Origin of the sequence: Streptomyces sp. MBT65 (genome assembly GCF_016612545.1) — a bacterium.
Taxonomy (GTDB): domain Bacteria; phylum Actinomycetota; class Actinomycetes; order Streptomycetales; family Streptomycetaceae; genus Streptomyces.
The window spans coordinates 1-11,040 of sequence record NZ_JAENRY010000255.1; the positions used below are offsets into that span (position 1 = coordinate 1).

Here is an 11,040-nt window from a genome sequence, read left to right on the forward strand (position 1 = left end):
CCGCCGGCTTCGTCGAGAAGCCCCGCTGGAAGACCGCCTCCGCGTGTGCCGGATCCACCCCCGACCCCGTGTCCGCGACCCGCAGGACCAGTGCCGAGGCGGGGCCCGTCGTGTCCGCCTCCGTCCGCGCCGTCACCGTGACCCGGGCCCGCAGGCTGCCCTGTGCCGCGTCCACCGCGTTGTCGATCAGGTTGCCGAGGATCGTGACCAGGTCCCGCGCGGGGAGCGAGTCCGGGAGCAGGCCGTCGTCCAGGCCGCTGTCCTCCGATACGACCAACTCGACGCCCCGCTCGTTCGATTGGGCCGTCTTGCCCAGCAACAGGGCGGCCAGCACAGGCTCGTTGACCGCCGAGACGACCTGGTCGGTCAGGGTCTGGGCCAGTTCCAGTTCGGCCGTGGCGAAGTCCACCGCCTCCTCCGCGCGGCCCAGCTCGATCAGCGAGACGACCGTGTGCAGGCGGTTCGCCGCCTCGTGCGCCTGGGAGCGCAGCGCCTGCGTGAAGCCGCGCTCCGAGTCCAACTCACCCATCAGGGACTGGAGTTCGGTGACATCGCGCAAGGTCACGACCGTGCCTCGGCGCTCGCCGCCCGACACCGGGGACGTGTTCACCACCAGCACCCGTGCCGCCGTCAGATACACCTCGTCCACCCGTTCCTCCGACGACAGCAGCGCCCCCGTCAGCGGCGCGGGCAGGCCCAGGTCCGCCACCGAGCGGCCCACCGGGTCCCCGGTCACGCCGAGCAGCTCGCGCCCGCCGTCGTTCATCAGCGCCACCCGGTACTGACCGTCGAGCATCAGCAGCCCTTCCCGCACCGCGTGCAGCGCGGCCTGGTGGTAGTCGTGCATATGGCTCAGCTCGGTCGCGTTCATGCCGTGGGTGTGACGGCGCAGGCGGGCGTTCACGACGTACGTCCCCACGGCACCCAGTGCCAGCGCGCCCGCCGCGACCCCGATCAGCGCCGTCACCTGGTCCTGCACCCGCTGAGTGATCGCCTCGACCCGGATGCCGGCGCTCACCAGGCCGATGACCCGGGTGTGACCGGTGTCGTAGACGGGCGTGACCGCGCGGACGGACGCGCCGAGCGTACCGGTGTACGTCTCGGTGAAGGTGCGGCCCTGCTGGGCGGGTGCGATGTGGCCGAGGAACTTCTTCCCGATCTGTTTCCGGTCGGGGTGGGTCCAGCGGATGCCCTGCGGATTCATGATCGTGACGAAGTCGACCCCGGTGTCCCGCTGGACGCGCACGGAGTACGTCTCCAGACGCGCGGTGGGGTCGGACGTACCGATCGCCGACACCACCGACGGCGAGTCCGCGACCGACCGCGCCACCGCGATGGCCTGCCGGCCGGCCGCGTCCTCGGCCTGGCTGCGGTCGCTGACGTAGGTGAACAGCGCGTACCCGGCGACGACGACCGCTATCAGCACCGCCTGCATGCCGAAGAGCTGGCCGGCGAGGCTGCGGGGGCGGGGGACGTGCGGGAAGCGCATGTCGTCAGTGTGCCTCTCCGAATAAGTGCGAACTAAATGAACGTAAGGGTGACCGCCCTCACAAGCCGGGAGATAGTCACCGCAACCCCGGAAGCAGCCGCCTCCCGGACGGGGCCGCACATCGATCAGTGCGGACCGCCGTAACACCCGTGAAGTTCATGCAACGCATGCAGTCCCCGGACGTGAGCCGCACTCGCAGCCCGGGTTCCACCGGTCGTGAGCCGCACGCCGGATGATGCCGACGACGTCGTCAAGGAGGGCAGCCGTGGCCAGCACCCCCGCACCCGCACCTGCCGCACCCGCAGCACCGCCCGTGAAGCGGGACCGCACCCACTACCTCTACATCGCGGTGATCGTGGCGGTCGCCCTCGGCATCGCCGTCGGGTTCATCGCGCCGGACTTCGCCAAGGAACTGAAGCCGATCGGTACGGGCTTCGTCGCGCTGATCAAGATGATGATCTCGCCGATCATCTTCTGCACGATCGTGCTCGGCGTCGGCTCCGTACGGAAGGCGGCGCAGGTCGGCAAGGTCGGCGGGCTCGCGCTCGCCTACTTCATCGGGATGTCGTTCGTGGCGCTGGCCATCGGCCTGGTCGTCGGCAACATCATCCACCCGGGCAGCGGCATGCACCTGACCGAGGCGGTCAAGGGCGTCGGACACACGCAGGCCCAGGCCGCCGCCGAGGGCCCGGTCGACTTCCTGCTCGGGATCATCCCGACCACCTTCGTGTCGGCGTTCACCGAGGGCCAGGTCCTCCAGACGCTGCTGATCGCGCTGCTCGCGGGCTTCGCGCTGCAGGCCATGGGCCGGACCGGCGAGCCGGTGCTGCGCGGTGTCGAGTACATCCAGAAGCTGGTCTTCCGCATCCTCGGCATGATCATGTGGGCCGCGCCCGTCGGTGCCTTCGGCGCGATGGCCGCGGTGATCGGCGAGACCGGCATGGACGCGCTCAAAGCGCTGGGCACGATCATGGCCGGCTTCTACGTGACCTGTTTCCTGTTCATCGTGGTCGTGCTCGGCACGCTGACCAAGCTGGTCGCCAAGGTCAACCTGTTCCAGCTGCTGAAGTACCTCGGCCGTGAGTTCCTGCTGATCGTCTCCACCTCCTCGTCCGAGTCCGCGCTGCCGCGGCTCATCGCGAAGATGGAGCACCTCGGGGTCAGCCGTCCGGTCGTCGGCATCACCGTGCCGACCGGCTACTCCTTCAACCTCGACGGCACGATGATCTACCTGACCATGGCCTCGCTGTTCATCGCCGACGCGATGGACCAGCCGATGAGCATCGGCCAGCAGATCGGCCTGCTGCTCTTCATGATGGTCGCCTCCAAGGGCGCGGCCGGTGTCTCCGGCTCCGGTATCGCCGTACTCGCCAGTGGTCTTCAGTCGCACAAGCCGGCCCTGGTCGACGGTGTCGGCCTGATCATCGGCATCGACCGCTTCATGAGCGAGGCCCGCGCGGTCACCAACTTCGCCGGCAACGCCGTCGCCACGCTGCTCATCGGCACCTGGACCGGCGAGGTCGACAAGGAGCGGGTCAACCGGGTCCTCGCGGGTGAACTGCCCTTCGACGAGAAGACGTTGCTCGACGAGGACGGCGACGACGCGCACCTCGACGGAGTGCCCGAGCAGGGCGGCGAGAAGGAACTCGCCAAGGCCTGAGCCTCGTTGGCGCTCGCCCTCAGACCGGGGCGCCCGGACCCGCCTGAACACGGTCCGGACGCCCCGACCACGCCGGGCGGCTGGGTGTCCCCCCGTCGCTCAGCCGCCCGGTCCACCTCCCCGCCGTTCCTGGGGATGCACTAGCGTGCCGTGCCGTGCCGGAAACCTCCGGCACGGCACGGCACGTTCACGTTCGGTGGGAGTCACGGGGGCCATGGGCATGAAGATCGACTGGGACCGGCGGCACTGCGCACGGCACGGACATGTGACGTACGCGCCGGACGAGACGGCACTGCGGGACCGGCTGCGCGCCGAGACCGGGCTGGGGACGGCCTGGCGCTGTCTGCGCTGCGGCGACTTCGCGCTCGGCGAACCGCACGGCTCGGGGCCCGCCGAACAGGCCCCGCTGGTGCCGCGCGGGAAGGTGCTGCGGGATCTGTTCATCCTGCGCTTCCTGGCCATCGAGCGGGCCGTGCGCGGGGTGTTCATCGTGCTGGTCGCCGCCGCGGTGTGGAAGTTCAGCAACAGCCAGGACTCGGTGCGCAAGCTCTTCGACGACTACCTCAACGTCTTCCGCCCCGTCTTCAAGCACTTCCACTACGACCTCGACCACTCGCCGATCGTCGGCTCCATCCAGAAGACCTTCGGCTACAAGCACTCCACGCTCGTCCTGGTCGCCGTACTGCTGCTCGCGTACGCGCTGATCGAACTCGTCGAGGCCGGCGGGCTCTGGTACGCCAAGCGCTGGGCGGAGTATCTGACGGTGGTCGCCACCGCCGCGTTCCTGCCGCTGGAGATCTACGAACTCACCGAACACATCAGCTGGTTGAAGATCGCCACCCTCGTCCTCAACATCCTCGCCGTCCTCTATATCGCCCTGGCCAAGCGGCTGTTCGGGCTGCGCGGCGGCCGCAAGGCCTTCGACGAGGAACGGGAGAGCGCCTCCCTGCTGGAGGTGGAGACCTCCGCGGGGGTCATGGTCTGACACCCTGGTCCGACACATCGGCACAAAACGGAGCCGGGCATGGGCGAATCGGACGGATTGGAGATCCTCGGCGCGGCGGAGTACGAGCGCCGGTACGGCGCCCAGCGGGAGGCCTCGCCGCTGTCGATCCAGGAGATCAGCGAACTCTTCCACCAGTTCCTCGCCGCGGTCGCCCGCCCCAGGCCGAAGGATCACGACCCCGCCCGCAACCTCACCGAACGCCTCCGCGCCCACCTCGGTACGGCCCCCGCCGACCGGCCCGTCGTCAAGGCCGCGTATCCGCCGTACGACCTCCCGAACGTGCATCTCGCGCTGGAGAACTGGTTCGCCGGGGAAGGGCGTTCGTACGAACTGATCGGGATGCGCGGCGCGCAGAACCGGAGCGATCTCACCCTCGGCGACATCCTCGAGGCCGCCGACCGGCACGACCGGTTCACGATCGGCGCGGTCGACTACGCCCAGCTGCCGATCTCGCCGGACGCCGAACTCCCCTGTGTCTCCTGCGGGTTCTACCTCGGCGCGGAGGGCGAGGACCGGTTCGCGGTGCTGCTGCGCGGACCGGCCGACGAGTATGGGCGCGACAAGGTGGAGATCGAAGTCCTCGCGCGGGACAAGGAGTTCGCGGACCGGCTGCTCGCCCAGATCGACGGGCTGGTGCGCGAGCACAACATCTTCCGCGGCCAGGTGCTCTCCTTCGAGGGCTCCGAGTTCGGCCACGGCCTCGGCCCGTTCCGCTTCCACCGCCGCCCCGCCCTGACCCGCGAGGACATCGTCCTGCCCGAGGGCCTCCTGGAGCGCGTCGAACGCCAGGTCGTCGGCGTGGCCCGCCGCCGCGAACAACTCCGCGCCGCCGGCCAGCACCTGCGCCGCGGCCTCCTCCTCTACGGCCCGCCCGGCACCGGCAAGACCCACACGATCCGCTATCTCCTCTCCCATCTCCCGCAGTTCACGGTCGTCGTCCTGTCCGGCACGGGCATCGACGCGATCGGCCCCGCCTGCGCCCTGGCCCGGATGCTCCAGCCCGCGCTGGTCGTCCTGGAGGACTGCGACCTGATCGCCGAGGCCCGCGACCACGGCAGCGGCGAACAGCCCCTCCTCTTCCAGATCCTCAACGAGATGGACGGCCTCGGCGACGACGCCGACGTGGCCTTCCTCCTCACCACCAACCGCGCCGACCTCCTCGAACCGGCCCTGGTCCAGCGCCCCGGCCGCGTCGACCTCGCCGTCGAGATCCCCCTCCCGGACGCCCCGGGCCGGGCCAGACTCCTCACTCTCTACGGCACGGGCCTGGACCTCGACGAGGAGACCACCGCCGAGGTGGTGACCCGTACGGACGGCACGACCGCGTCCTTCACCAAGGAGCTGGTACGCCGGTCCGTGCTGATCGCGGCCGAACGCGAGTCGGCGGTCACCGAACCGGCCGACCTCCGCGCGGCTCTCGACGAACTCCTCGCCGACCAGGACCGGTTGACCCGTCGGCTGCTCGGGGTGCGGGGTGCGGGGGACGACGACCCGGAGTGACCCGCGCGGCGGGGGCGGCGGCTGTCCTTGCCTTCACGCCGACGTCAAGGACTACCGTCGTGGTCATGCGAATCGGCGAGCTGGCCGCGCGGGCCGGGACCACCACGCGGGCGTTGCGGTACTACGAGTCGCGGGGGCTGCTGCCCGCGCGGCGCGGGGGGAACGGGTACCGGACGTACGACGAGGGCGATCTGAAGCTGCTGCGGCAGATCAGGACCTTGCAGGACTTCGGGTTCGACCTGGAGGAGACGCGGCCCTTCGTGGAGTGTCTGCGGGCCGGGCACCCGGAGGGCGACTCGTGCCCGGCGTCGCTCGCGGTCTACCGGCGCAAGCTGGCCGAACTGGACTCCCTGATCGGGGAGTTGCAGGCGGTGCGGGCGGAGATCGGGGTGCGGCTTGCGACCGTCGAGGAGCCGGAACCGTTGTGCGAACTGGGAGGGCGGGAGCTGTGATCGGGGCGACAGACGTGATCGACGTGACGGACGGGAATTTCGCGGCCGAGGTAATCGGGGCCGAGGTGCCGGTGCTGGTGGAATTCACCGCCGACTGGTGTCCGCCGTGCCGGCAGATGGGACCGGTGCTGCGGGCCCTCGCCGCGGAGGAGGCGGATCGGCTGAAAGTGGTGCAGTTGAACGTGGACCGGAACCCGGAGACCACGAACGCCTACAAGGTGCTCTCGATGCCCACGTTCATCGTGTTCCGGGGCGGTGAGCCGGTGAAGGCCATGGTGGGGGCGCGGCCCAAGCGCCGGCTGCTGGAGGAGCTCTCCGACGTGCTGTGATCCCGCCCGATACGCAAAGAAATCCCCCGAGCAATTGCGCTCGGGGGATTTCTTTGCGTATATTCAATGGTTCGCGACTTCACGGGAATTGAGTCGCAAAGAGGCTCAGTGAGCACAGTATATAGGTCCGGGAGTGGAATTGTCAAACAGCGATGAAATTCACGGTGAGCAGGAATTCATCGACGGTCTGTACGCACGCGTGGACGCGCTGCGCGGCGCCACCGAGGACTCCGTCACGGACGCGCTCGGGCAGGGCAACACGCCCATGCAGGCCCGGCTGGAGCGGGACATCCTGGTCGCCGAGCGCTCGGGGCTGCTCGCCGCGCTGAACGCCGTGGACGGCTCGCTCTGCTTCGGCCGCATCGACCTGACCTCCGGCGTCCGGCACCACATCGGCCGGATCGGCATCCGGGACGGCGACGTCGACCTCACCCCGATCCTGATCGACTGGCGCGCCGAGGTCGCCCGCCCCTTCTACCTCGCCACCGGCCACACCCCGATGGGCCTGCGCCGCCGCCGGCACCTCACCACCGACGGCCGCCGCGTCACCGCCCTGCACGACGAGATCCTCGACCTCGGCGACGCCACCCGCACCGGCCACGAGGACCCCACCGGTGACGCCGTGCTGCTCGCCGCGCTCAACTCCGCGCGCACCGGCCGGATGAGCGACATCGTGCAGACCATCCAGGCCGAACAGGACGAGATCATCCGGGCCCCCCATCGCGGAGTGCTCGTCGTCGAGGGCGGCCCCGGCACCGGCAAGACCGCCGTCGCGCTGCACCGGGCCGCGTATCTCCTCTACGAGCACCGGGAGTTGCTCGCCAAGCGCGCCGTCCTGATCGTCGGCCCGAACCCCGCGTTCCTCGGCTACATCGGCGAGGTGCTGCCCTCCCTCGGCGAGACCGGCGTCCTGCTGGCGACCGTCGGCGAGCTGTTCCCCGGTGTGAGGGCCACGGCCACCGACACGCGCGCGGCGGCGGCCGTGAAGGGGCGCGCCGACATGGCCGACGTCCTCGCCGCCGTCGTACGCGAATGGCAGTCCCTGCCCGACCCGGTCATCGCGATCGAGCACGACCGCGAGATCCTCATGCTCGACGACGGCCTGGTCCGGATGGCCCGCGACCGCACCCGCGAGGCGGGGCTCCCGCACAACGCGGCCCGCGAGCACTTCGAGGGCCACATCCTCAACACGCTCACGGAGATGGTCGCCGAACGCATCGGCACGGATCCGTTCGACGGCAGCAATCTGCTGGACCCCAGCGACATCACCCAGATCCGCGACGAACTCGCCGAGAACCCCGAGGTCTGGGCCGCCATCGACCAGTTGTGGCCGCGGCTGACCCCGCAGTACCTCGTCGCGGACTTCCTCGCCGACCCCGTGGGCCATGTCTCCGACGACGACGCGGACGCCATCCGCCGCCCGGTGACCCGGGCGTGGACCGTGGCGGACGTACCGCTGCTCGACGAGGCCGCGGAACTCCTGGGGCGCGACGACCGGGTGGTGCGGGCGCGGGCCGAGCGCGAACGTGCGGAGCAGGTGTCGTTCGCCCAGGGCGTGTTGGACGTGTCCTTCGCCTCCCGGACCTTCGAGTTCGAGGACAAGGAGGAGGGCGACCCCGAGGGCTCCGAGGTGCTGTCCGCGCACGACATCATCGACGCGGAGCGCTTCGCGGAGCGGCACGAGGAGGAGGACCACCGCAGCGCCGCCGAGCGCGCGGCGGCCGACCGTACGTGGGCGTTCGGGCACATCATCGTCGACGAGGCGCAGGAACTCTCCCCGATGGCCTGGCGGTTGCTCATGCGGCGCAGTCCCACGCGGTCGATGACCCTGGTCGGCGATCCGGCGCAGACCGCCGAAGCGGCGGGTGTCGGGTCCTGGTCGGAGATCCTCGCCCCGTACGTCGAGGACCGCTTCGACCACACCCGCCTCGGCGTCAACTACCGCACGCCCGCCGAGATCATGGACCTCGCGGCGGCGGTCGTCCGCGCGGAGAACCCGTCCTTCGAACCGCCGAGTTCGGTTCGGTCCACCGGTGTACGGCCCTGGGTGCGGGCAACCGACGATCTGCCGGGGGCCGTTGCCAAGGCCGTGGATGAACTCACGCCCGCGGAGGGACGGTTGGCGGTGATCGCGCCGCGGGATCTGCATCGGCGGCTGGCGGCGCGGCTGGACGGGGTGACGGCGGGCGCGGAGCCGGACCTGACGCGGAGTGTCGTCCTGCTGGATCCGCGCCAGGCCAAGGGGCTGGAGTTCGACTCCGTCCTCGTCGTCGAGCCGGGGCGGTACGGCACGAGTGATCTGTACGTGGCGTTGACCCGGGCGACCCAGCGGCTGGGCGTGCTGCACACGGGATCGCTGCCGCTGAGCTTGGCGGGGGCGGTGTCTGGGTGACCGTCCCTGGGGGCTGCGCCCCCAGACCCCCCTTCGGCCCTGAAGGGGCCTCGTCCTCAAACGCCGGACGGGCTGAAAATGCCCGCCTGCGCCGAGAACGCCAGGTTGCTATGCAGGTCGCAGCCAGACCGTTGCCAGCGGTGGCAAGGTGAGTCGGATGCTGGTCGGGCGGCCGTGCCACGGTTGGGGTTCGGGCTTGATGGGGTCGGGGTTGGTGATGTCGCCGCCGCCGTAGCGGGCGGTGTCGGTGTTGAGGGACTCGTGCCAGGCGGGGATGTCGTCCGGGGTGCCGAGCCGGTAGTCGTGGCGGACCACCGGGGAGAAGTTGCTGACGGCCAGGAGGGGGGAGCCGTCGGTGTCGTAGCGGAGGAAGGCGAAGACGTTGTCGTCGGCCGCGTCGCCCGTCACCCACTGGAAGCCGGTCGGGTCGGTGTCGAGTTGCCAGAGGGCGGGGGTGTGGCGGTAGACGGTGTTGAGGTCGCGGACGAGGTCGCGTACGCCGCGGTGGTCCGCCTCCGCGCCGTAGGCCGGGTCGAGGAGCCACCAGTCGGGGCCGTGGGTCTCGGACCACTCCGCGCCCTGGGCGAACTCCTGGCCCATGAAGAGGAGTTGCTTGCCGGGGTGGGCCCACATGAAGGCGAGGTAGGCGCGGAGGTTGGCGCGCTGCTGCCACCAGTCGCCGGGCATCTTCGACACCAACGAGCGCTTGCCGTGGACGACTTCGTCGTGGGAGATGGGCAGGACGTAGTTCTCGCTGTAGGCGTACACCATGGAGAAGGTCATCTCGCCGTGGTGGTGGCGGCGGTGGATGGGGTCGTGCGCCATGTAGTCGAGAGAGTCGTGCATCCAGCCCATGTTCCACTTCAACCCGAAGCCCAGGCCGCCGAATCCGCCGGGGCCGATGTGGTGGGTGGCACGGGTGACGCCGTCCCAGGCGGTGGACTCCTCGGCGATGGTCACGACACCGGGCACCCTGCGGTACACCGTCGCGTTCATCTCCTGGAGGAAGGCGACCGCGTCGAGGTTCTCGCGGCCGCCGTGCTCGTTCGGGGTCCACTGGCCCGGCTCGCGTGAGTAGTCGAGGTAGAGCATCGAGGCGACCGCGTCCACGCGCAGGCCGTCGATGTGGAACTCCTCGCACCAGTAGACGGCGTTCGCCACAAGGAAGTTGCGCACCTCACGGCGGCCGAAGTCGAACTCCAGGGTGCCCCAGTCGGGGTGCGCGGCACGGAGCGGGTCCTCGTGCTCGTACAGGGGGCGGCCGTCGAACTCGGCCAACGCCCAGTCGTCGCGCGGGAAGTGGGCCGGTACCCAGTCCATGAGGACGCCGATGCCGGCCTGGTGCAGGGCGTCGACGAGGAACTTGAAGTCGTCGGGGGTGCCGAGGCGGGAGGTCGGGGCGTAGAAGCCGGTGACCTGATAACCCCAGGAACCGCCGAAGGGGTGCTCGGCGACCGGCATCAGCTCGACGTGGGTGAAGCCCAGGTCCTTGATGTAGGCGGGGAGTTGCTCGGCGAGCTGGCGGTACGTCAGGCCGGGCCGCCAGGAGGCGAGATGGAGCTCGTAGACGGAGAACGGGGCTTTGTGGGCGGGGAGTTCGGTGCGCGCCGCGAGCCACTCCTCGTCGTGCCACTCGTAGTGCGAGGCGTGGACGATCGAGGAGGTGGCGGGCGGGACCTCGGTGTGGCGGGCCATGGGGTCGGCGCGCAGCGTCTTGGAACCGTCGGGGCGGGTGATCTCGAACTTGTACAGCTCGCCCTCGCCGATGCCCGGCATGAACAGTTCCCAGACACCGGTGGAGCCGAGTGAGCGCAGCGGGGCGCCCGTACCGTCCCAGAAGTTGAAGGTACCGGCGAGACGTACGCCCTGGGCGTTCGGCGCCCACACCGTGAAGCGGGTGCCGGCGACGCCCTGATGCGTCATCGGCCGCGCCCCGAGCGCCTGCCACAACTCCTCGTGCCGGCCCTCACCGAGCAGATGCAGATCCAGATCCCCGAGCGCGGGCAGGAACCGGTACGCGTCCTCGACCTCCTGCACGGCACCGTCGTAGGCCACGGCGAGCCGATACTCCGGCACACCCTGGAGGGGGACCAGCCCGGAGAAGAAACCGTCCCCGTCGTCATGCAACTCGGCCCTCAACTGCCCGGCCACCACGGTCACTCCGAGCGCGAACGGCCGAAACACCCTGAAGGCGACGCCGCCCGGTACCGGG

The 11,040-nt window shown here is 70.1% G+C and carries 8 protein-coding genes; 6 read left to right on the top strand and 2 right to left on the bottom strand.

Annotation, left to right across the window (positions count from 1 at the left end):
* A partial coding sequence (locus JHN63_RS38815; protein WP_200689810.1) for a sensor histidine kinase occupies positions 1-1,489 on the bottom strand: 1,489 nt, incomplete at its 3' end.
* A gap of 232 nt (positions 1,490-1,721) precedes the next feature.
* Here JHN63_RS38815 and JHN63_RS38820 point away from each other — a divergent pair.
* From JHN63_RS38820 to JHN63_RS38845, 6 genes are all read left to right on the top strand, one after another.
* Entirely contained in the window at positions 1,722-3,149 is a 1,428-nt protein-coding gene (locus tag JHN63_RS38820) for a cation:dicarboxylate symporter family transporter (RefSeq protein ID WP_374222984.1), read from the top strand.
* A gap of 220 nt (positions 3,150-3,369) precedes the next feature.
* A complete protein-coding gene (locus tag JHN63_RS38825; RefSeq protein ID WP_200689815.1) occupies positions 3,370-4,134 on the top strand; it encodes a DUF2127 domain-containing protein in 765 nt (254 codons plus the stop codon).
* Positions 4,135-4,173: 39 nt separating this feature from the next.
* The gene (locus JHN63_RS38830; RefSeq protein ID WP_200689811.1) at positions 4,174-5,655 is read left to right on the top strand and encodes an ATP-binding protein; all 1,482 of its coding nucleotides are present in this window, start codon (positions 4,174-4,176) and stop codon (positions 5,653-5,655) included.
* 65 nt (positions 5,656-5,720) lie between these two features.
* Entirely contained in the window at positions 5,721-6,107 is a 387-nt protein-coding gene (locus JHN63_RS38835; protein ID WP_200689812.1) for a MerR family transcriptional regulator, read from the top strand.
* Between the two features lie 14 nt (positions 6,108-6,121).
* Positions 6,122-6,436, top strand: coding sequence for a thioredoxin domain-containing protein (locus JHN63_RS38840; RefSeq protein WP_200689813.1), 315 nt, complete (start codon positions 6,122-6,124; stop codon positions 6,434-6,436).
* Positions 6,437-6,593: 157 nt separating this feature from the next.
* On the top strand, positions 6,594-8,828 hold the full coding sequence (locus tag JHN63_RS38845; RefSeq protein WP_200689817.1) for a UvrD-helicase domain-containing protein: 2,235 nt from the start codon (positions 6,594-6,596) through the stop codon (positions 8,826-8,828).
* Between the two features lie 108 nt (positions 8,829-8,936).
* Here the strand turns inward: JHN63_RS38845 and glgB are convergent.
* Positions 8,937-11,040: 1,4-alpha-glucan branching enzyme (gene glgB, locus JHN63_RS38850; protein ID WP_234478348.1), on the bottom strand; the 2,104-nt coding region annotated here is incomplete at its 5' end.

What these genes read in the sequence shown, in the direction of transcription:
- JHN63_RS38820 (WP_374222984.1), top strand. Translation starts at nt 1,722, where the DNA reads ATGATGCCGACGACGTCGTCAAGGAGGGCAGCCGTGGCCAGCACCCCC.
- JHN63_RS38830 (WP_200689811.1), top strand. Translation starts at nt 4,174, where the DNA reads ATGGGCGAATCGGACGGATTGGAGATCCTCGGCGCGGCGGAGTACGAG.
- JHN63_RS38825 (WP_200689815.1), top strand. Translation starts at nt 3,370, where the DNA reads ATGAAGATCGACTGGGACCGGCGGCACTGCGCACGGCACGGACATGTG.
- JHN63_RS38835 (WP_200689812.1), top strand. Translation starts at nt 5,721, where the DNA reads ATGCGAATCGGCGAGCTGGCCGCGCGGGCCGGGACCACCACGCGGGCG.